General features: G+C 65.3%; 20 protein-coding genes. 6 read left to right on the top strand and 14 right to left on the bottom strand.

Annotated features, from left to right (window positions below; all coding sequences use genetic code 11):
• Positions 1 to 156: 156 nt before the first annotated feature.
• The 5 genes from rplS to ffh form a co-directional block, all read right to left on the bottom strand.
• A complete protein-coding gene (gene rplS, locus IVA80_RS29050) occupies positions 157 to 537 on the bottom strand; it encodes a 50S ribosomal protein L19 (RefSeq protein WP_247438027.1) in 381 nt (126 codons plus the stop codon).
• Between the two features lie 110 nt (positions 538 to 647).
• Entirely contained in the window at positions 648 to 1,403 is a 756-nt protein-coding gene (trmD, locus tag IVA80_RS29055; protein ID WP_247438028.1) for a tRNA (guanosine(37)-N1)-methyltransferase TrmD, read from the bottom strand.
• The gene (rimM, locus tag IVA80_RS29060; RefSeq protein ID WP_247438029.1) at positions 1,400 to 1,933 is read right to left on the bottom strand and encodes a ribosome maturation factor RimM; all 534 of its coding nucleotides are present in this window, start codon (positions 1,931 to 1,933) and stop codon (positions 1,400 to 1,402) included. The genes trmD and rimM overlap by 4 nt, the downstream gene beginning before the upstream one ends.
• Before the next feature lie 9 nt (positions 1,934 to 1,942).
• The gene (gene rpsP / locus IVA80_RS29065) at positions 1,943 to 2,275 is read right to left on the bottom strand and encodes a 30S ribosomal protein S16 (RefSeq protein ID WP_028150508.1); all 333 of its coding nucleotides are present in this window, start codon (positions 2,273 to 2,275) and stop codon (positions 1,943 to 1,945) included.
• Positions 2,276 to 2,437: 162 nt separating this feature from the next.
• Positions 2,438 to 3,991, bottom strand: a complete 1,554-nt coding sequence (gene ffh / locus IVA80_RS29070) for a signal recognition particle protein (protein WP_247438030.1) — start codon at positions 3,989 to 3,991, stop codon at positions 2,438 to 2,440.
• A 448-nt stretch (positions 3,992 to 4,439) separates the two neighbouring features.
• On the opposite strand from ffh, the gene IVA80_RS29075 reads away from it, so the two are divergent.
• A complete protein-coding gene (locus IVA80_RS29075) occupies positions 4,440 to 5,504 on the top strand; it encodes an MBL fold metallo-hydrolase (RefSeq protein ID WP_247438031.1) in 1,065 nt (354 codons plus the stop codon).
• 159 nt (positions 5,505 to 5,663) lie between these two features.
• Here IVA80_RS29075 and IVA80_RS29080 read toward each other — a convergent pair whose 3' ends face one another.
• Entirely contained in the window at positions 5,664 to 6,368 is a 705-nt protein-coding gene (locus IVA80_RS29080; protein WP_247438032.1) for an SIMPL domain-containing protein, read from the bottom strand.
• Positions 6,369 to 6,373: 5 nt separating this feature from the next.
• Positions 6,374 to 7,117, bottom strand: a complete 744-nt coding sequence (locus tag IVA80_RS29085) for a GyrI-like domain-containing protein (RefSeq protein WP_247438033.1) — start codon at positions 7,115 to 7,117, stop codon at positions 6,374 to 6,376.
• 206 nt (positions 7,118 to 7,323) lie between these two features.
• Between IVA80_RS29085 and dapF the strand changes: the two genes are divergently transcribed.
• Positions 7,324 to 8,199, top strand: a complete 876-nt coding sequence (gene dapF, locus IVA80_RS29090; RefSeq protein WP_247438034.1) for a diaminopimelate epimerase — start codon at positions 7,324 to 7,326, stop codon at positions 8,197 to 8,199.
• Positions 8,199 to 9,452, top strand: a complete 1,254-nt coding sequence (gene mtaB, locus IVA80_RS29095; protein ID WP_247438035.1) for a tRNA (N(6)-L-threonylcarbamoyladenosine(37)-C(2))-methylthiotransferase MtaB — start codon at positions 8,199 to 8,201, stop codon at positions 9,450 to 9,452. The genes dapF and mtaB overlap by 1 nt, the downstream gene beginning before the upstream one ends.
• A 40-nt stretch (positions 9,453 to 9,492) precedes the next feature.
• On the opposite strand, the gene IVA80_RS29100 is transcribed toward mtaB, so the two are convergent.
• Both IVA80_RS29100 and IVA80_RS29105 read right to left on the bottom strand, forming a co-directional pair.
• On the bottom strand, positions 9,493 to 10,602 hold the full coding sequence (locus IVA80_RS29100; RefSeq protein WP_247438038.1) for a DUF2336 domain-containing protein: 1,110 nt from the start codon (positions 10,600 to 10,602) through the stop codon (positions 9,493 to 9,495).
• A 221-nt stretch (positions 10,603 to 10,823) separates the two neighbouring features.
• Entirely contained in the window at positions 10,824 to 11,525 is a 702-nt protein-coding gene (locus IVA80_RS29105) for an RNA pseudouridine synthase (protein WP_247438040.1), read from the bottom strand.
• Between the two features lie 60 nt (positions 11,526 to 11,585).
• Here IVA80_RS29105 and ftsY point away from each other — a divergent pair, with 60 nt between their 5' ends.
• On the top strand, positions 11,586 to 12,533 hold the full coding sequence (ftsY, locus tag IVA80_RS29110) for a signal recognition particle-docking protein FtsY (RefSeq protein ID WP_247438042.1): 948 nt from the start codon (positions 11,586 to 11,588) through the stop codon (positions 12,531 to 12,533).
• 126 nt (positions 12,534 to 12,659) lie between these two features.
• A complete protein-coding gene (locus IVA80_RS29115) occupies positions 12,660 to 13,262 on the top strand; it encodes a septation protein A (protein WP_247438044.1) in 603 nt (200 codons plus the stop codon).
• A gap of 134 nt (positions 13,263 to 13,396) precedes the next feature.
• On the opposite strand, the gene IVA80_RS29120 is transcribed toward IVA80_RS29115, so the two are convergent.
• From IVA80_RS29120 to ccmA, 5 genes are all read right to left on the bottom strand, one after another.
• Positions 13,397 to 13,990: a DsbE family thiol:disulfide interchange protein gene (locus IVA80_RS29120; RefSeq protein ID WP_247438046.1), complete on the bottom strand. Its 594-nt coding sequence runs from the start codon at positions 13,988 to 13,990 to the stop codon at positions 13,397 to 13,399.
• On the bottom strand, positions 13,987 to 14,172 hold the full coding sequence (gene ccmD, locus IVA80_RS29125; RefSeq protein WP_247438048.1) for a heme exporter protein CcmD: 186 nt from the start codon (positions 14,170 to 14,172) through the stop codon (positions 13,987 to 13,989). Before ccmD ends, IVA80_RS29120 begins: the two co-directional genes overlap by 4 nt.
• Positions 14,169 to 14,960, bottom strand: a complete 792-nt coding sequence (locus IVA80_RS29130) for a heme ABC transporter permease (RefSeq protein WP_247438049.1) — start codon at positions 14,958 to 14,960, stop codon at positions 14,169 to 14,171. Before IVA80_RS29130 ends, ccmD begins: the two co-directional genes overlap by 4 nt.
• A gap of 91 nt (positions 14,961 to 15,051) precedes the next feature.
• Entirely contained in the window at positions 15,052 to 15,720 is a 669-nt protein-coding gene (ccmB, locus tag IVA80_RS29135; protein WP_247438051.1) for a heme exporter protein CcmB, read from the bottom strand.
• A gap of 76 nt (positions 15,721 to 15,796) precedes the next feature.
• Positions 15,797 to 16,399 (bottom strand): heme ABC exporter ATP-binding protein CcmA, encoded by a 603-nt coding sequence (gene ccmA, locus IVA80_RS29140; protein ID WP_247438053.1) that lies wholly within the window; start codon positions 16,397 to 16,399, stop codon positions 15,797 to 15,799.
• A gap of 243 nt (positions 16,400 to 16,642) precedes the next feature.
• Between ccmA and acnA the strand changes: the two genes are divergently transcribed.
• Positions 16,643 to 19,363, top strand: coding sequence for an aconitate hydratase AcnA (gene acnA / locus IVA80_RS29145; RefSeq protein ID WP_247438055.1), 2,721 nt, complete (start codon positions 16,643 to 16,645; stop codon positions 19,361 to 19,363).
• Positions 19,364 to 19,445: the final 82 nt, after the last annotated feature.

Genomic DNA, 19,445 nt, shown 5'->3' on the forward strand with positions numbered 1-19,445 from the left:
TCGGTCGCCCTCATGCAGTTGCGCTTCACTTCGCTCGTTGTGATCAACTCACGATGGGACTTTCACCCATAAGAGTGCACCCATGCTGGGCGCACCAAACAAAAAAACGCGGGGCATTTGGCCCCGCGCTTCTCGAAACTCGTCTGTGAGCGGAGCTTACTGGTTGACGGCCTTGGCGTGCTCAGTCTTCTCGACGATGCGGGCCGACTTGCCGCGGAGGCTGCGGAGGTAATAGAGCTTGGCGCGACGCACCTTGCCGCGACGCACCACCTTGATCGAGTCGATCATGGGCGACATCACCGGGAACACGCGCTCGACGCCCTCGCCGTAGGAGATCTTGCGCACGGTGAAGCTCTCGTTGAGGCCACCGCCGGAACGGCCGATGCAGACGCCTTCATAGGCCTGCACCCGGGTGCGGTCGCCTTCGACGACCTTCACGTTGACGATCACGGTATCGCCGGGGCCGAACTCCGGAATGTCCTTGCTGGCGGATAGCTTGTCGAATTGCTCTTTTTCGAGCTGTTGGATCAGGTTCATGGGTAAGTCTCCATCGGCGCGCCCAGCCTTGGAAAACGGGGGCTGCGCGAAATTCGTTTATCCAGCCATTGCGGATGTGGCCGCTCCTATAAGGCAAGCTGGAGCGTTTGTCACCCGTCTGTCTTGTTTTTTGGCGTTTTTTGGCGTCCGGCCCGATTTGGGGCTTTGGCCGGGATTTGGGTCCACAAATCAGGCCGCCGGGCCGCCGTCAGCGCCTCGGATTGCGCCCGCCGCCACGCCGCGACCTTGGCGTGGTCGCCGGAGATCAGGATGTCCGGGATCGGAGCCCCCTCGAACAGCTGCGGGCGGGTGTATTGGGGATATTCGAGCAGGCCGTCCGAGAAACTTTCCTCGGTTCCCGAGGCCTCCTTGCCCATGACGCCCGGCAGCAGCCGGACGCAGGCGTCAATCAGGGCCAGCGCCGCGATTTCGCCCCCGGACAGCACGTAATCGCCGATCGAGACCTCCTCCAGGCCCCGTCCGTCGATCACCCGCTGGTCCACCCCCTCAAAGCGCCCGCAGACGATCAGGGGGCCCGGGCCCTGGGCGAGTTCCAGGACGCGACCCTGGGTCAATGGCCGACCGCGCGGGCTCATCAGCAGGCGGGGTCGTTCCGGAACGATCTCAGCCGCGTCGATGGCCGCCGCCAAAACATCGGCCCGCAGCACCATGCCCGGTCCGCCGCCGGCCGGGGTGTCGTCGACGCTCCGGTGCCGGTCAGTCGCGGAGGCCCGGATGTCCCGTGCTTCCAGTTCCCAGAGACCGGAGGCCAGCGCCCGGCCGGCCAGGCTCACGCCAAGCGGCCCCGGAAACATCTCCGGAAACAAAGTCAGCACCGTCGCGCGCCAGGGGGAGGGATTTGTCATGGCGTCCGATCTGCGTCGTCGCGCTCCTCGCCCTCGACCTCCTGCGGCAGCGCGATCACGACGCGGCCGCCGGCAAGATCGACCTCGGGCACCACCGCGTTGGTGAACGGCAGCAGCATCGTGTTGCCTTTGGGCGGCGCGATCTCGATGATGTCGCCGGCACCGAAATTATGGATCGCGAGCACGCGGCCGAGCGCGTCGCCGGCCGTGGTGACGGCGGCGAGCCCGATCAGGTCGGTGTGGTAATATTCGTCCGCGTCGGTCGCGGGCAGTTTTTCGCGCGCGACATAGAGCTCGATGCCATTGAGCCGTTCGGCCTCATCGCGGGTCGTGACGCCCTTGAACGTCGCGACCAGATGATCCTTGGCTTCACGCGCCTGCGTGACCTCGAACTGGCGCTTGCCGTCCTTGGAGAGAAGCGGACCGTAGCGCCGCACGGCAAAGGGATCTTCCGTAAAAGTCCACAATTTGACCGCGCCGCGCACACCATGCGCGGCGCCGATCCGCGCGACGCAGATCAGCGCCGGCATGGCCTAGCCTTAACCCTTCGCGGCGGCTTCGGCCTGCGCCTTGCGCTCCTTGCGCGGCACGGCCTTCTGCGGGTTGTTGCGCGCTTCGCGCTTCTTGACGCCGGCGGCGTCGAGGAAACGCGCCACGCGGTCGGACGGCTGCGCGCCCTTGGCGACCCAGGCCTTCACCTTGTCCATGTCGAGCTTGAGGCGAGCTTCGTTGTCCTTCGGCAGCAGCGGGTTGAAATAGCCGAGACGCTCGATGAAGCGGCCGTCGCGCGGGAAGCGCGAGTCGGCGACGACGACGTGATAGACGGGACGCTTCTTGGTGCCTGCGCGAGCGAGGCGGATAACGACGGACATCTGGTTCTCCTGAGTGTCGGTTAATTGAAAAGTTAGCTCGTCATTCCGGGGCGCGCCGGTAGGCGCGAACCCGGAATCCATCGAGCCGCACACGCGCGGAGGAATGGATTCCGGGCTCGCGCCTACCGGCGCGCCCCGGAATGACGAGGCGAGAGAGCGCCCTCATTTCTTCTTCCCCAGTCCGGGGAAGCCGCCGAGCCCGGGCAGGGTCGGCTTGCCGCTGAGGCCCGTGAGCCCCGGCACATTCGGGAGGCCCTGGCGCAGACCCGGGGGCAGGTCCTTTGGCAGGCTGGGCAAGCCCTGGCCACCACCACCTTGCATCTTTTCCTGCAGGGCCTTCATCTCTTCCGGCGAGGGCGGTTTCATGCCGCCGCCAAAGCCCATCGCCTGGGCGATGCCGGCGAGCGGGCCGCGCTTGCCCGAGCCCATGGCCTTCATCACATCGGCCATGTTCCGGTGCATCTTGAGCAGCTTGTTGACCTGCTCGACGCTCTGGCCGCTTCCTGCGGCGATGCGCTTCTTGCGGCTGGCCTTGAGCAGGTCGGGATGACGCCGCTCGTCGCGCGTCATGGAATCGATCACTGCCACCTGGCGCTTCAAAATCTTGTCGTCGATGCCGGCGGCCGCGATCTGGTTCTTCATCTTGGCGATGCCGGGCATCATGCCCATCAGCCCGCTGATGCCGCCCATACTTGCCATCTGCGACAGCTGCTCGCGCATGTCGTTGAGGTCGAACTGACCCTTGCGCATGCGCTCGGCCGTGCGCGCGGCCTTTTCGGCGTCGATATTGGCGGCGGCGCGTTCGACCAGCGACACCACGTCGCCCATGCCGAGGATGCGCCCCGCAATACGGTCGGGATGGAAATCCTCCAGCGCATCGGTCTTTTCACCGGTGCCGAGCAGCTTGATCGGCTTGCCCGTAACCGCCCGCATCGACAGCGCGGCGCCGCCGCGGCCGTCGCCGTCCACCCGCGTCAGCACGATGCCGGTGAGGCCGACGCGCTCGTCGAAGGCGCGGGCGAGGTTGACGGCGTCCTGGCCGGTGAGGCTGTCCGCAACCAGCAGCACTTCATGCGGATTGGCTGCGGTCTTGATAGCTGCTGCCTCGGCCATCATTTCTTCGTCGAGCGTGGTGCGGCCGGCGGTGTCGAGCAACACGACGTCATAGCCGCCGAGCTTGCCGGCCTCGAGTGCACGCTTCGCAATCTGCGACGGCTGCTGGCCGGCGACGATCGGCAGCGTCGGAATGTCGAGGTCGCGGCCGAGCACGGCCAACTGCTCCATCGCCGCCGGGCGATAGATGTCGAGCGAAGCCATCAGCACCTTGCGCTTGTCGCGCTGGACCAGGCGGCGGGCGAGCTTTGCGGTGGTGGTGGTCTTACCGGAACCTTGCAGGCCGACCATCATGATCGGCACCGGCGGCACGGAATTGACGTCGATGGTCTGGCTTTCGGCACCGAGCGTGTTGATCAGCTCGTCATGGACGATCTTGACCACCATCTGGCCGGGCGTGACCGACTTGACGACAGTCGCGCCGATCGCCTGCTCACGAACCCGCTCGGTAAAACTGCGCACCACTTCGAGCGCGACATCGGCTTCCAGTAGCGCGCGGCGCACCTCGCGCATCGCGGCGTCGACGTCCTTTTCGGTCAGCGCACCGCGCCCCGTCAGACGATCGAGGATGCCGCCAAGCCGTTCCGACAGATTGTCGAACAATGCCGTTGTCCTTTGTCCTGCTTGCGCAGGGTTGCCGCAGTCACCACTGTCATGCCCCGGCTTGACCGGGGCATCCAGTACGCCGCGGCGTCTCGGTTCAAGCCAAGCCGCCTCTGGAATACTGGATCCCCGCCTTCGCGGGGGATGACCACTTCCCTCCGGAAGCGATCTTCCAAACACCTTTACGCCCGAGGGCGCACAGCGCTGTCGGGCGTTGGCCTCTGGCCTCCGGGACCAGTCGGCGGGTCGAAAAGAAAGCCTTTTCGAGAAAGTGGCGGGGTTAAACGCCGCTCGCGCCCGAAAGTCAAGGAAAGTTAGTGCGCGCGGGCATCCTTGGAAAGGCAAGGCTTTGAAAATATGCACCTTTCCGCAATGGGTTCCTTTTTCGGCGCCGCCGCCCATATAGGCGATGATGACTTACCTCCGCTACCTTCCCTGAAGCCCGCTTGTGCCGATCACCCGCCGCAGGGTTTTCGGACTGCTTGCCGGGGCCGGCGCGCTGGCCGGTATTTCGTCCTTTTGGATGTCCCGCATGAAAACCTATGATGGACCTGCCTCCGACCATTTCAACGGTCTGCACTTCTTCGATCCCGACGGTGCGCCGCCGAAATCGCTGGGCGAGGTCCTGCGCTGGCAGTTCGGCGGCGGGCGGAAGCGCGCCACATGGCCCGACTGGGCGCCGAGCCCCCACGCCGATAGCCCTCCGGCCCGCGTCGACGGCGACAAGGTGCGGCTCTCCTTCGTCGGCCACGCGAGCTGGCTGATCCAGGCCGGCGGCCTCAACATCCTTGTCGATCCCGTCTGGTCGATGCGGGTCTCGCCGGTCGCCTGGGCCGGGCCGAAGCGCCACAACGATCCCGGCATTTCCTTCGACAAGCTGCCGAAGATCGACGTCGTGCTGGTCTCGCACGGGCACTACGATCATCTCGACATCGCGACGCTATCGCGGCTCGCCAAGAATTTTGCCCCGCGCGTGGTCACTCCGCTCGGCAATGACGTCACGATGCGCGGCATTGATCCCACGATCAACGTGGAGGCTTTCGACTGGCATGATCGCGTCGAGCTCGGCGGCGGCATCGCCGTGACGCTGGTGCCGACCCGGCATTGGACCGCACGCGGCATGTTCGACCGCAACAAGGCGCTGTGGGCGAGCTTCGTGCTCGAGACGCCCGCCGGAAAGCTCTATGTGGTCTGCGATTCCGGTTATGGCGATGGCACGCATTTCCGCCGCGTCGCCGAGAAGCACGGACCGTTGCGCCTGGCGATTCTTCCCATCGGCGCCTACGAGCCGCGCTGGTTCATGCGCGACCAGCACATGAACCCGGAGGACGCAGTGAAGGCGCTCGCGGATTGTGGCGCGCAGCAAGCGCTCGGGCATCATCACGGCACATTCCAGCTGACGGATGAAGCGATCGACGCGCCAGCCAAGGCGCTGGTCGAAGCGCTGGATGCCGCGAAGATTCCGCAGCAGCGGTTTGTGGCGATGAAGCCCGGGCAGGTGGTGGAGATCTGAATCCAGCCACGTACACAACTGTGCCCCGGACGCAGCGCAGCGTCTCTTTGACGGTGCGCTGCAGAGCCGGGGCCCATGCACCAGCACGTGCCGTTGGCTTTCTGGGTCCCGGCTCTGCGCAGCAGCGTTTCACGCTGCAGCGCGTCCGGGACACGAGAGTCATTGCTCTTTTTGCTTGATCGCCCAGCTCACATTCACCGTCACCGACAGCGTCTCCTCACCCGGCGCGACCGCGGCGGGCGCGGCCATCGGGGCAGCGGCCATGCGGCCCTTGAACAGCGGCACCGGGCCGCCGCCCTCGGAGACGCTGAGCGGCGCGCCCAGTGTCACGCCAGCGGCCTTGGCGTAGATCTCGGCCTTGCGGCGGGCATCGGTGACCGCCTGCTCGCGGGCGTCGTCGAGCAGCTTTGAGGCCTGCGTCACCTCGAAGGAGATATTGCCGATATCGTTGGCGCCGGCGCTGACCAGGGTGTCAATGATGCCGGCCACCTTGGTCACGTCGCGAATTTTTACGGTGACACGATTAGAGGCGCGAAAGCCGACCACGGGCGAGGCGCCGGTGGATTTGTTCTGGCCGTATTGCGGCTGCAGCGACAGCCGCGAGGTCTGGTAATCCTTCTCGGCAAGGCCGGCGCCCTTCAGCGCCAGCAGCACCTTGCCCATCGCGGCGTTGTTGGCGTCGGAGGCTTCCTTCGCCGATTTGGCGTCATTGGCGACGCCGGCATCGATCTGCGCGAGATCGGGTGCTGCGGAAATCCTGGCTTCGCCGCTCACCGAGATGACGGACGGAAAATCGTCGGCGAGCGCGGGCATTGCCAGCAGCGTGGCGGCGAAAACGGCGGCGAAGGTGGCAGGCTTTTTCATCGATCTCACTTCAGCGGCACGAATACGTTGATCACGAGCTTGTCCTCGGCCGTCTTGAGGGGATCGGTGAGGTATTCCTCGACAAAGGTGTCCTTGGCCTCCAGCTTCTTGTCGTCGAGATGATTGGTGATCGCCTCATAGGTGTTGTCCATGTTGTCGTAGGAACCGCGATGGACGAATTTCAGCGCCTTGCCCTCCGGCGATTTGCCGACGCTGATGTCCTTGGGCAGGTTCTTCGGGTCCTGCTCGACCGGGATTTCGGCAAGGAAGGTGAAGCCGGTGTCGTCGGTCGAGGTGTAGACGATCATGGAATTGCCGGCGGGCTTGATGCCCTGCTTGTCCAGCAGCGCGTTCAGCGCCTTGAAGGCGTCGATTAGCGTGTCGAAGGCTGAATCCCAATTGGCAGTGCCCTTGACCATCACGACCTTCTTCGGCTCGAGCGTGGTCTCCAGGCCAAAGGGATCGGCGGTCTGCACCGGGGCCGGCGTTGCGGCCGCAGCGGGCGGTGGGGCCGTTGGACCGGGTGACGGCGAAGCGCTGGCCGCAGGCGATGGCGCCGGAGAGGGCGTTGCTGCGGGCGCGGGCACGGCGCTTGCGGCCGGGGAGGGCGAAGCCGATGGTGCCGGCGAGGGGCTGGCCGACGCGGCGGGCGCCGGGCTCGGAGCCTGCGCCGGAGCGCCGGACGCGCCAAACGACATGGTCGCCGCCGGGATCAGCGCGAGCAGAGCGAAACGACAAAAACGATTCATTCTATTCTCCCCAAGAGCTTATCCGCCAACGCCTTACGTCCCCGAGGCATCAACCCGGCCGCGCGTCCCGGATTGCGCGAACCGCGCGGTTCTAACACGCGAGTACCGAATTCGTCCCATGACAGATGCGTCATGGCTATGGCGGCAAATCACTGGCCAACCCACCGAGGATCGCCATATAAGGCAGGCGAAACTCGGGAATTTTCATGAGCGCGCTGGCCAACCACGTATTTGCCAAGATGAACGGCATCGGCAACGAGATCGTCGTGGTCGACATGCGCGATTCCACAGCAAAGGTGACGCCGGACGACGCCCGCGTGGTCGCCTCCGCGCAGGGCGGCGTGCCCTACGACCAGCTCATGGTGCTCCAGAAGCCGCGGTTCGACGGTACCGAAGCTTTCATCAGCATCTACAACAATGACGGCTCGGAAGCCGGGGCCTGCGGCAACGGCATGCGCTGCGTGGTGCGGCGCGTCTTCGAGAAGACCGGGCAGACCACGGCGACGTTCGAGACGGGCGCCGGCCTGCTCAATTGCTGGCAGGGCCCGGCGCCCGATCTCTACACCGTCGACATGGGCGCGCCAAAGTTCGGCTGGCAGGACATCCCGCTGGCGGAAGAGTTTCGCGACACCCGCTACATCGAATTGCAGATCGGGCCGATCGACAATCCGATCCTGCATTCGCCCTCAGTGGTGAGCATGGGAAATCCGCATGCGATCTTCTGGGTCGAGGACGTCAACGCCTACGATCTCGAGCGTTTCGGCCCGCTGCTGGAAAATCACCCGATCTTCCCCGAGCGCGCCAACATTACGCTCGCCCATGTCGTCGATCGCGACCACATCACGATCCGCACCTGGGAGCGCGGCGCCGGCCTGACCAGGGCGTGCGGCTCGGCAGCCTGTGCCACGGCCGTCGCGGCGGCGCGGCTGAAGCGCGCCGATCGCAATGTCGAGATCACGCTGCCCGGCGGCAAGCTCGGCATCGAATGGCGCGAGCGCGACGACCATGTGCTGATGACGGGCACGGCGACCTTCGAATATGAGGGTCGCTTCGATCCGGCGCTTTTCGCGCCGGTCGGCTGATGGCCGTCGATATCGTCACCTTCGGCTGCCGCCTCAATGCGTCCGAGGCCGAATTGATCCGCCGCGAGGCGGAAGGCGCGGGCCTTTCCGACACCATCGTCATCAACAGCTGCGCCGTCACCAACGAAGCGGTGGCGCAGGCGCGCCAGTCGATCCGCAAATTGAAGCGCGAGCGGCCTGGTGCACGCATCGTCGTCACCGGCTGCGCCGCGCAGACGCAAAGCGGCATGTTCGCCGACATGGCCGAGGTCGATCGGGTCGTCGGCAATGATGACAAAATGCGCAGCGAAGCCTGGCGCGATGCGCGTGCCGCTTTCGATCTCGGTGCCGGCGAAAAAATCGCCGTCAGCGACATCATGGCGGTGAAGAGGATGGCGCCGCATCTGATCGACGGCTTTGCGAGCGGCCTGCCGCGCGTGTTCGTGCAGGTGCAGAACGGCTGTGACCATCGCTGCACCTTCTGCATCATCCCTTACGGCCGCGGCAATTCGCGCTCGGTGCCGATGGGCGCGGTGGTCGAGCAGGTGCGCACGCTTGTCGCGCGGGGCCATGCCGAGATCGTGCTGACCGGTGTGGACCTCACCAGCTATGGCGCCGACCTGCCGGGTACACCAAAACTCGGCATGCTGACGAAGCAGATCTTGCGGCATGTGCCGGAGTTGAGGCGCTTGCGCATCTCCTCGATCGATTCGATCGAGGCTGACAACGATCTGCTCGACGCCATCGCCGACGACGCGCGCCTGATGCCGCATCTGCATCTGTCGCTGCAATCCGGCGACGACATGATCTTGAAGCGCATGAAGCGGCGGCATTCGCGCAGCGACGCCATCGCGTTCTGCGACCGGGTGCGTCGCCTGCGCCCCGACATCGCCTTCGGCGCCGATATCATCGCAGGCTTTCCGACCGAGACCGAGGCGATGTTTTCGCGCTCGCTGGATCTGGTCGAGGAGTGCGGCCTGACGTTCCTGCACGTCTTCCCCTATTCGCCCCGCCCCGGCACGCCCGCCGCGCGGATGCCGCAGGTCGCGGGCTGCGCGATCAAGGAGCGTGCGAAGCGCCTACGTGCGGCTGGCGAGGCGGCATTGCGTGAGCGGCTGCAAGCTGAAATCAGTGCAACGCGCAATGTGCTGATCGAGAGCGATGGCCAGGGGCGGACTGAGCACTATCTGCCGGTGGCGATCGCGGGTGGACGTATCGGAAGCGTCATTTCGCTCACGATTGCCGGCAGTGATGGCCAGCGACTGACGGTGTGATGCTGTTTTTCCTTCTCGCACAAGGGGAGAGGGGAATAGCCTACGACGCCCGCACCTGCCAGAACCGCAACGTCCGCCGCGCGTTCTCCGGCGTCAAGCGGGCGTAATGGCCTTGTGCCCTGGCGATGTCCGCCGGCTTCATTGCACCTGTCGCGAACCGGCTGTCGAGCACGGCGGCGGTGGTTTCCCAGCTGAGCTGCGCAGCCTTGCACGGCACGAGCAGGCCGTCTTCGCGCAGGCTCTGCATCAGCGGGCGAATGACTTCAACGGTCGATCCGGACAGCGCCGCCAGGGCAGCCACGGTTTCCTCGTAGCGTCGCTGCTTGGCGAAGCCGAGCAACGTCGCCTCCACCAGCTGACCGGTTGCCTTGAGATTTGCGATGGCCCGTTTGGCGCCTTCGAAATCGCGGACGCCCGACATCTCGCGTTCGACACCGACGGTCACGGCGGCGATCGCGCCTTGGATTTCCTCGAACAGATGCGGCGGTGCGCGCGACAGCAGGCGGGTACGCACGACATCCGTAGCCGAGCGCAGCAACTGGCGGCGCAAGTCGGACGGCAGGTCGACGCGGACGCCGACGCTCACGGCGAGCTCCGGATCGGCCTCGGCCTGCCCGACGATGACGGCAAATCCGTTTCCGGACACGCGCGCGCCGGGATTGGCGGCAAGCCGCCGGCTGACGCTGGGATAGCGCCGCGCCAGCAAGGCATCGGTGACGATCTCCTTCAGCCACCAGCGTCCGGCGACCGCGAGCAGATGCGGTTCGCTCTTGCTGGAGGCGATCTTCACCAGCTCGCCCTCGTCGAGGCGCGCGGATTCCTGGAGTACGGGACCGGCGATGCGGATCTCATCATTGTTGGCGAGGCGGCGAATCACGGAAGGCGGCGCCTGCGCGATCGGTGCAAGCTGCGCGCTAATCTCGGCCAGTGCAACGCGCGCGGCCATGTCGGCGATGGCGCGCAGCTCGATGGTGCCGATCAGGCGCTCGAGCACGTCGTCGAACAGTGCGATCTGCTCGTCGTCAAAACTGCCGGCGGAGGAGAGGAACAGGTCGGTGACGCGGCGGGCGGTTTCCAGGCCCTTTTCCGCCGAGCCAAGCCGAATCACGGATTCGACCTCGTCGATGATCGATAGTGCGGCCTGGGACATGACGTGTTGCTCGTCCTGAGCGGGATTACGGAAGCTTGTTCTAAGCAACCGTTATCATTAGAGGCGAGCACTGAACGTTTCGTAAACCGTCGAGCGATGCCCCTCATCCTGAGGGCCCGCAAGAAGCGGGCGTCTCGAAGGATGGCCGCGGGCGATATCGGAGCCCTCATGGCTCGAGACGGCCGCTTCGCGGCCTCCTCACCATGGAGAGGCTGACAGGGCTATTCTCCATTCCACCCGCATGCCCTGAGCCGCTCGTGCATGTGGAGCGGGGCCGGCGCGACCACGCGGACCGGCTCCTTGTTTCGGGAAATCGGCACCACGATCTCGCGGGAATGGAGATGCAGGCGCGGTTCGCCGAAACGCGGGCCGTTGCCGTAAATGTTATCGCCGAAGATCGGCCAGCCGGTCGATGCCGAATGCACCCGCAATTGATGGGTCCGACCGGTCACCGGTTCCATGGCGAGCCAGGTCAGGCTGTCGCCGCGGCCCATCACCTTCCAATTTGTGACGGCCTTCTGCCCCTCCGGGTCCGGCTTCTGCCACCAGCCGCGCTCGGCGTTGAGCCGGCCGAGGGCTAAGTCGATCGTGCCTTCGTCCTCGGCAGGGCCGCCCTCGACCACGGTCCAGTAGGTCTTGCCGATCTTGCCGTGCTTGAAGAGGAGGCCGAGCGACGCGGTCGCTTTCCGATGGCGGCCGAGCACAAGGCAGCCGGAGGTGTCCTTGTCCAGCCGGTGAGCCAGCACCGGCGGCCGCGGCAGGCCGAAACGCAGCGCGTCGAACGACGTTTCCAGATTGGCCCCGCCCTTGGGGCCGCGATGCACCGGCAGGCCGGCCGGCTTGTCGATGACCAGCATCAGCCCGTCGCGATGGAGCACGCGCGCCAGGATCTCCTCAGCGGTCAATTCGGGAACATCGAGCAATTGCAATACTTTCGGTCAAGTCTTTCGTTTAGGAGCCGGAACGGCTAACACACCGCCACCATGAACGATACCACCCCCGAGACCCCCAAGCTGAGTTGGTGGCGCCGCCTGTCCAATGGGCTGAAGCGCACCTCGTCCTCGCTCGGGACCGCGGTCGCCGACCTCGTCACCAAGCGCAAGCTCGACCGCGCCATGCTCGACGACATCGAGGATGTGCTGCTGCGCGCCGACCTCGGCACCGAGGTTTCGGTGCGGATCGCGGACGCGGTCGGCACGGGACGCTATGACAAGGCGATCTCGGCGGACGAGGTCAAGGACGTCGTCGCCACCGAGGTCGAGAAGGTGCTGGCGCCGGTGGCGAGGCCGCTGGAGATCGACGCGACAAAAAAGCCGTTCGTGATCCTCGTGGTCGGTGTCAACGGCTCCGGCAAGACCACCACCATCGGCAAGCTGTCGCAAAAGTTCGCTTCCGAAGGCCGCAAGGTGATGCTGGCCGCCGGCGACACGTTTCGCGCAGCGGCGATCGAGCAGCTGAAGGTCTGGGGCGAGCGCACCAAGACGCCCGTCATTGCCGGCGCGCAGGGCTCGGATTCGGCCAGCCTTGCCTTCAACGCGCTGACCGCGGCGAAGGAGCAGACCATCGACGTGCTCCTGATCGACACTGCCGGCCGGCTTCAGAACAAGGCCGAGTTGATGAAGGAGCTCGAAAAGGTCGTGCGCGTCATCCGCAAGGTGGACGACACTGCGCCGCATGCGGTGCTGCTGGTGCTCGACGCCACCGTCGGCCAGAACGCGCTGTCGCAGGTCGAGGCCTTCCATCGCATCGCCGGGGTCACCGGCCTCGTCATGACGAAGCTCGACGGCACCGCCCGCGGCGGCATTCTGGTGGCGCTTGCGGAAAAATTCAAACTGCCGGTGCATTTCATCGGCGTCGGCGAAGGCGTCGACGATCTTGCGCCGTTTACAGCGCGCGATTTCGCCCGCGCGATTGCTGGAATCGAATCGTAGGTTTCTATGGTCATGCCCCGCGCAGGCGGGGCATCCAGTACGCCGCGCCGCTGGTTGTGGATCACAGGCGCCTCGGAATACTGGATCCCCGCTTTCGCGGGGGATGACAGCAACAAAGGTCAAGGAATGGACAAGACCCAGCCGCATCCGCTGTTCAAGCTTGCGACCGAACTCGGTCCGCTGCTCGTGTTCTTCGTCGTCAATGCGAAGTTCAATCTGTTCGCCGCGACCGGCGCCTTCATGGTCGCAATCGTCGCGGCAATGATTGCCTCCTATGTGGTGACGCGCCACATCCCGATCATGGCGATCGTGACAGGCGTGATCGTGCTGGTGTTCGGCACGCTGACGCTGGTGCTGCACGATGAGACCTTCATCAAGCTCAAGCCGACCATCATCTACGGCCTGTTTGCCGCGATCCTCGGCGGCGGCCTGTTGTTCGGCCGCTCCTTCATCGCTGTCATGTTCGACCAGATGTTCAATCTGACCCCGCAGGGCTGGCGCATCCTCACGCTGCGCTGGGCGCTGTTCTTCGCCGGCATGGCGGTGCTCAACGAGATCGTCTGGCGCACCCAGAGCACGGACTTCTGGGTGAACTTCAAGGTGTTCGGCGTGACCCCGCTGACCATGGTCTTCGCCATCGCCCAGATGCCGCTGACCAGGCGCTACCATCTCGAGCCGGCGTCGCTCGAGGCGAGCGAGGCCGAGGCAGGGGACGTGCGGAAGGGATAGCTGGGTCTCGTGTCCCGGACGCGCGAAGCGCGAGCCGGGACCCAGAAGGCCGCGATCGAATTATCGGCTTGGGCCCCGGCTCTGCAGCGCATCGCTGAAGAAGCGCTGCGCTGCGTCCGGGGCACGAGATCGCATTACGATCCCGCCTTCAATGCCTTCTCCATCTGCGGCAGCAGCACCGTGCGCAGATTGTCCGGTGTGATCGGGCCGACCAGCTTGTAGACGATGGTGCCTTCGCGCCCGACGACGAACGTCTCCGGCACGCCGTAGACGCCCCATTCGATCGAGGCGCGGCCGTTGGCATCCACGCCGACGCGGCTGAACGGGTTGCCGTAGCGGCCGAGGAAACGGCGCGCGTTGTCGGCCGCGTCCTTGTAGTTGATGCCGACGAGCTGGAAGCGTTTGTCCTTGGCGAGTTCGGTCAGGAGCGGCGCCTCGTCGTGGCACGGCACGCACCAGGAGGCCCAGACATTGACGAGGCTGACCTTGCCCTTGAACGCGGCGGGGTCGAGCCCCGGCACCTGCGCGTTGTCGGCCTGCAATCCCTCGAGCTGCGGCAGCGTGGTCTGCGGCGCCGGCCGTCCGATCAGCGCGGAGGGAATCCGCGAGGGATCGCCGCTCCCGAGCCGGAACCAGAACAGCAGCGCCAGGGCGATGAAGGCGATCAGCGGCAGCACCATTAGCAAGGTGCGGCGCTGCGGCGGAGCGGAAGACGATTGATTGCTCATGGTGTATCCGTCGCGCTGCGCCCCGAGCGGCGGGTAAGGCCGCTGCGGTCGAGTTCGCGCAGGCGCCGGGTCTGGCTGCGATAGTCGAGCACGATCCAGCCGATCAGGATCGCGACCACGAGGGCCGCGGCGGCATAGGATGTCACGATGAAGGACGCGTAGGGGCCGAGTGATGTCATCATGCGGCCCCAGCTTCGTTTGATGCGTTTCCTTCACGCGAACCGGCGCCCATTTCGCTCGAAAACGCGATGCGGCTCGCCTGCATCATTTGCAGGGAGCGGACCCGGCGGCGCAGGATCTCGTTGCGCATCGCCGCGATATGCAGCGTGACGAACAGCAGCGTGAACGCGATTGCCATCAGCAGCAGCGGAATCAGGAACGATCTGTCCAGCGACGAGCCGCCCATACGCATCACCGAGGCCGGCTGGTGCAGCGTGTTCCACCAATCGACCGAGAACTTGATGATGGGCAGGTTGATCGCGCCGACCAGCGTCAGCACCGCGGCTGCGCGTGCTGCGCGCGAGGGATCGTCGACCGCGCGCCACAGCGCCATCAGGCCGAGATACATCAGGAAGAGAATCAACACCGAGGTCAGCCGCGCGTCCCATTCCCAATAGGTGCCCCACATCGGCCGTCCCCACAGCGATCCCGTCAGCAGCGCAAGGAAGGTGAAGGCGGCGCCGATCGGCGCCGCGGCTTTCGCGGCGACGTCGGCGAGCGGATGCCGCCACACCAGCGTGCCCAGCGAAGCGATGCTCATCACGCCCCAGACGAACATCGACAGCCAGGCGTTGGGCACGTGGATGAACATGATCTTCACCGTCGCGCCCTGCTGGTAGTCGTCGGGCGCGCAGGCAGACTGGTAGAGACCGATCGCAAGCAGAATGCCGGTTGCAGCCGCAAACCATGGCAACGCCCGCGCCGTCAGCGCGAGGAACCGTGTGGGATTGGCGAGGTCGATCAGCGTCATGGTATCCTGATAATCACCGGCGGCCGCTCAGGCAATCAGCACGAATGTCCGCAGCGAAAATTGATCGGGGTCAAGGTCAGTCGAGCCCATCTCAGTCGAGCCCATGCTTCAGGCTCGCCGCCGCGGCGAAGGGGCCCACCACGAAGCTGACCAGCGACAGCGCGCACAGGATCGAGAACGGCGCGCCGAACGTCATGGGTCCGACGATCACGGCTTGCGAGGCCGCGACCCCGAAGATCAGCACCGGGATCGACAGCGGCAGCACCAGCACGGCCATCAACAGCCCGCCCCGGTGCAGCGTCACCGCAAGCGCCGCGCCGATCATGCCGGTGAAGGTCAGCGCCGGGGTGCCGGCAAGCAGCGTCAGCGCCACGGCGCCGGTCGCGACCATGTCGAGGTTGAGCAGCAGGCCGAGCACGGGGGTTGCGACAATCAGCGGCAGGCCCGCCGCCAACCAATGCGCCAGCGCCTTGGCGGCGCAGGCCAGTTCCAGCGGCGTCCGGCTCATCGTGATCAGGTCGAGCGAGCCGTCCTCATGGTCGGCCATGAACAGCCGGTCGAGGGTGAGCAGGCTTGCCAGCAGCGCGCCGAGCCACAGGATCGCCGGCCCCAGCCGCGACAGCAGCGCCAGATCCGGCCCCACCGCGAACGGCATCAGCACCACCACGGTCAGGAAGAACAGCACCCCGATCAGTGCCCCGCCGCCAACGCGCAGCGCGATCCGGATATCCCGGCGGATGAGGGCAGACAGGGCGGTCATGTGAGGCTTCCCGCAAGGGGGGAGGGAACGGAGCGGGCGGAGCCCGGCCGCTTGGAAAGCTGAGGGTCTGTCGGAATCATGCCGTCCCCCCGATCCGCAGCTCCCGCGATTCGAGGCCGAGCGGGGTGTGGGTGGCGGCGACGATCAGACCGCCGCGCGCCAAGTGGTCGCGCATCAGGCCTTCGAACATGTCTTGGCCGGCCACGTCCAGCGCCGTGGTCGGCTCGTCCAGCAGCCAGACCGGGCGGCGCACGGTCAGCAGGCGGGCCAGCGACAGCCGGCGGCGCTGGCCGGCGGACAGGAAGCCGGCGGGCAAATGGGTGGCATGGTCGAGCCCGACAATGGCGAGGCTCTCAGTGACGTCACGGCGCTCGCCGCCCAGAAAATCAGCCCAGAACGCCAGATTTTCCGCCACGCTCAGCGCCGGCTTCAGGGCGTCGCGATGGCCGAGATAGTGGCTCTGCTCGGGCAGCGTCAGCTCGGCATCGCCGCCGGCGAGCGCGATTGTCCCGCCGGCCGGAATGAGCAGGCCCGCGATCAGCCGCAGCAGCGAGGTCTTGCCCGAGCCGTTGCGGCCGACGACCGCCACGGCTTCGCCGGAGACCGCCTCGAAATCGAGCCCGGCGAACACCTCACGGCCGCCCCGCACGCAAATGACCCCGTGTCCGGACAGCTGCATCTTGCCTCGTATCGACCCGCTCAAAGCCAGGCCTCAGGAAAACTTGGGGTAGCGCATGGGAATTTTTGGCTCGCGAATTGCTGCGGACGATTGTGGCTGTGGCGGCGCGGTTAGAAAGCTTCTATAAGCCCGGAACTACTTGATGCAGCAACTTAACCTGCCCCTGCAAGCGACCCAGCCGGATTCGCTGACGGTGTTAAAATACCCCTTGCCGGGTATAACTAACAATTGGGATTTCCTTTCATGACCTCGCTCGACAGCTTCAAATGCAAAAAGACCCTCAAGGTCGGCGCCAAGACCTATGTCTATTACAGCCTGCCCACGGCCGAGAAGAATGGTCTGAAGGGAATTTCGAAACTCCCCTATTCGATGAAGGTCCTGCTCGAGAACCTGCTGCGCAACGAGGACGGCCGCTCGGTCAAGAAGGAAGACATCGTCGCGGTGTCGAAGTGGCTGCGCAAGAAGTCGCTGGAGCATGAGATCGCATTCCGCCCGGCCCGCGTGCTGATGCAGGATTTTACCGGCGTGCCGGCCGTCGTGGATCTCGCCGCGATGCGCAACGCGATGCAGAAGCTCGGCGGCGATGCCGAGAAGATCAACCCGCTGGTTCCGGTCGATCTCGTCATTGACCATTCCGTGATCGTGAACTTCTTCGGCGACAACAAGGCCTTCGGCAAGAACGTCACCGAGGAATACAAGCAGAACCAGGAGCGCTACGAGTTCCTGAAGTGGGGCCAGAAGGCGTTCTCGAACTTCTCCGTGGTGCCGCCCGGCACCGGCATCTGCCATCAGGTCAATCTCGAATATCTCTCCCAGACAGTCTGGACCAAGAAGGAGAAGATGACGGTCGGCAAGAAGACCGGCACCTTCGAGGTCGCCTATCCCGACTCGCTCGTCGGCACCGACTCCCACACCACCATGGTCAACGGTCTCGCCGTGCTCGGCTGGGGCGTCGGCGGCATCGAGGCCGAAGCCTGCATGCTCGGCCAGCCGCTGTCGATGCTGCTGCCCAACGTCGTCGGCTTCAAGCTGAAGGGCGCGATGAAGGAAGGCGTCACCGCGACGGACCTCGTGCTCACCGTCACGCAGATGCTGCGCAAGCTCGGCGTGGTCGGCAAGTTCGTCGAGTTCTTCGGCCCCGGCCTCGACCACCTCTCCGTCGCGGACAAGGCGACGATCGCCAACATGGCCCCCGAATACGGTGCGACCTGCGGCTTCTTCCCGGTCGATGCCGCTGCGCTCGACTACCTCAAGACCTCCGGCCGCGCTTCGGCGCGCGTCGCGCTGGTGCAGGCCTACGCCAAGGCGCAGGGCCTGTTCCGCACCGCCAAGTCGGCCGATCCGGTGTTCACGGAAACGCTGACGCTCGACCTCGCCGACGTCGTTCCCTCGATGGCCGGCCCGAAGCGCCCCGAAGGCCGCATCGCGCTGCCATCGGTCGCCGAAGGCTTTTCGCTCGCGCTCGCCACCGAGTACAAGAAGGTCGAAGAGCCGGCGAAGCGCTTTGCCGTCGACGGCAAGAACTTCGACATCGGGCATGGCGACGTCGTGATCGCCGCCATCACCTCCTGCACCAACACCTCGAACCCGAGCGTCTTGATTGGCGCCGGCCTGCTGGCCCGTAACGCTGCCGCCAAGGGCCTCAAGGCAAAACCGTGGGTGAAGACCTCGCTCGCCCCGGGCAGCCAGGTAGTCGCGGGCTATCTCGCCGATTCCGGTCTCCAGGCCGATCTCGACAAGGTCGGCTTCAACCTGGTCGGCTTCGGCTGCACCACCTGCATCGGCAATTCCGGTCCGCTGCCTGAGGAGATTTCGAAGTCGATCAACGACAACGGCATCGTCGCGGCCGCCGTGCTCTCCGGCAACCGCAACTTCGAAGGCCGTGTCTCGCCGGACGTGCAGGCGAACTATCTGGCCTCGCCGCCGCTGGTCGTTGCCCACGCGCTCGCGGGCAGCGTCACCAAGAACCTGGCCACCGAGCCGCTCGGCGAGGGCAAGGACGGCAAGCCGGTGTACCTGAAGGACATCTGGCCGACGACCAAGGAGATCAACGCCTTCATGAAGAAGTTCGTGACCGCGGCGATCTTCAAGAAGAAGTATGCCGACGTGTTCAAGGGCGACACCAACTGGCGCAAGATCAAGACCGTCGAGAGCGAGACCTATCGCTGGAACATGAGCTCGACCTATGTGCAGAACCCGCCCTATTTCGACGGTATGAAGAAGGAGCCGGAGCCGGTCACCGACATCGTCGAGGCGCGCATCCTTGCCATATTCGGCGACAAGATCACCACCGACCACATCTCGCCGGCCGGTTCGATCAAGCTCACCTCGCCCGCCGGAAAATATCTCAGCGAGCACCAGGTGCGCCCCGCCGACTTCAACCAGTACGGCACGCGACGCGGCAACCATGAAGTCATGATGCGTGGCACCTTCGCCAACATCCGCATCAAGAACTTCATGCTCAAGGGCGCGGATGGAAACATCCCTGAAGGCGGCCTGACAAAGCACTGGCCCGACGGTGAGCAGATGTCGATCTACGACGCCGCGATGAAGTATCAGGAAGAGAAGGTGCCGCTGGTGGTGTTCGCCGGCGCCGAATATGGCAACGGCTCCTCGCGCGACTGGGCTGCGAAGGGTACCCGTCTGCTCGGCGTGCGCGCCGTGATCTGCCAGAGCTTCGAGCGCATCCACCGCTCCAACCTGGTCGGCATGGGCGTGCTGCCGCTGACCTTCGAGGAAGGCACCTCGTGGTCGTCGCTGGGCCTGAAGGGCGACGAGAAGGTCACGCTGCGTGGTCTCGTCGGCGACCTGAAGCCGCGTCAGAAGCTGATCGCGGAGATCGTCTCCGGCGACGGTTCGTTGCAGCGCGTTTCGCTGCTCTGCCGGATCGATACGCTGGACGAGCTCGAATACTATCGCAACGGCGGTATCCTGCACTACGTGCTGCGCAAGCTCGCGGCGTAAGCGCGGATTTGTGAACGGTGGCTCACTGCGAAGTGAGTAGAAGGTTAAACGAAGGCGGCCTATCACAAGGCCGCCTTTGCGC

The organism is Bradyrhizobium sp. 139, assembly GCF_023074175.1.
Lineage (GTDB): Bacteria > Pseudomonadota > Alphaproteobacteria > Rhizobiales > Xanthobacteraceae > Bradyrhizobium.

What these genes read in the sequence shown, in the direction of transcription:
- IVA80_RS29100 (WP_247438038.1), bottom strand. Translation starts at nt 10,602, where the DNA reads ATGTCCCAGGCCGCACTATCGATCATCGACGAGGTCGAATCCGTGATT.
- trmD (WP_247438028.1), bottom strand. Translation starts at nt 1,403, where the DNA reads ATGACAAATCCCTCCCCCTGGCGCGCGACGGTGCTGACTTTGTTTCCG.
- rplS (WP_247438027.1), bottom strand. Translation starts at nt 537, where the DNA reads ATGAACCTGATCCAACAGCTCGAAAAAGAGCAATTCGACAAGCTATCC.
- dapF (WP_247438034.1), top strand. Translation starts at nt 7,324, where the DNA reads ATGAGCGCGCTGGCCAACCACGTATTTGCCAAGATGAACGGCATCGGC.
- rimM (WP_247438029.1), bottom strand. Translation starts at nt 1,933, where the DNA reads ATGCCGGCGCTGATCTGCGTCGCGCGGATCGGCGCCGCGCATGGTGTG.
- IVA80_RS29085 (WP_247438033.1), bottom strand. Translation starts at nt 7,117, where the DNA reads ATGAATCGTTTTTGTCGTTTCGCTCTGCTCGCGCTGATCCCGGCGGCG.
- ftsY (WP_247438042.1), top strand. Translation starts at nt 11,586, where the DNA reads ATGAACGATACCACCCCCGAGACCCCCAAGCTGAGTTGGTGGCGCCGC.
- IVA80_RS29120 (WP_247438046.1), bottom strand. Translation starts at nt 13,990, where the DNA reads ATGAGCAATCAATCGTCTTCCGCTCCGCCGCAGCGCCGCACCTTGCTA.
- IVA80_RS29115 (WP_247438044.1), top strand. Translation starts at nt 12,660, where the DNA reads ATGGACAAGACCCAGCCGCATCCGCTGTTCAAGCTTGCGACCGAACTC.
- ccmA (WP_247438053.1), bottom strand. Translation starts at nt 16,399, where the DNA reads ATGCAGCTGTCCGGACACGGGGTCATTTGCGTGCGGGGCGGCCGTGAG.
- acnA (WP_247438055.1), top strand. Translation starts at nt 16,643, where the DNA reads ATGACCTCGCTCGACAGCTTCAAATGCAAAAAGACCCTCAAGGTCGGC.
- ccmD (WP_247438048.1), bottom strand. Translation starts at nt 14,172, where the DNA reads ATGATGACATCACTCGGCCCCTACGCGTCCTTCATCGTGACATCCTAT.
- rpsP (WP_028150508.1), bottom strand. Translation starts at nt 2,275, where the DNA reads ATGTCCGTCGTTATCCGCCTCGCTCGCGCAGGCACCAAGAAGCGTCCC.
- mtaB (WP_247438035.1), top strand. Translation starts at nt 8,199, where the DNA reads ATGGCCGTCGATATCGTCACCTTCGGCTGCCGCCTCAATGCGTCCGAG.
- ccmB (WP_247438051.1), bottom strand. Translation starts at nt 15,720, where the DNA reads ATGACCGCCCTGTCTGCCCTCATCCGCCGGGATATCCGGATCGCGCTG.
- IVA80_RS29130 (WP_247438049.1), bottom strand. Translation starts at nt 14,960, where the DNA reads ATGACGCTGATCGACCTCGCCAATCCCACACGGTTCCTCGCGCTGACG.
- IVA80_RS29080 (WP_247438032.1), bottom strand. Translation starts at nt 6,368, where the DNA reads ATGAAAAAGCCTGCCACCTTCGCCGCCGTTTTCGCCGCCACGCTGCTG.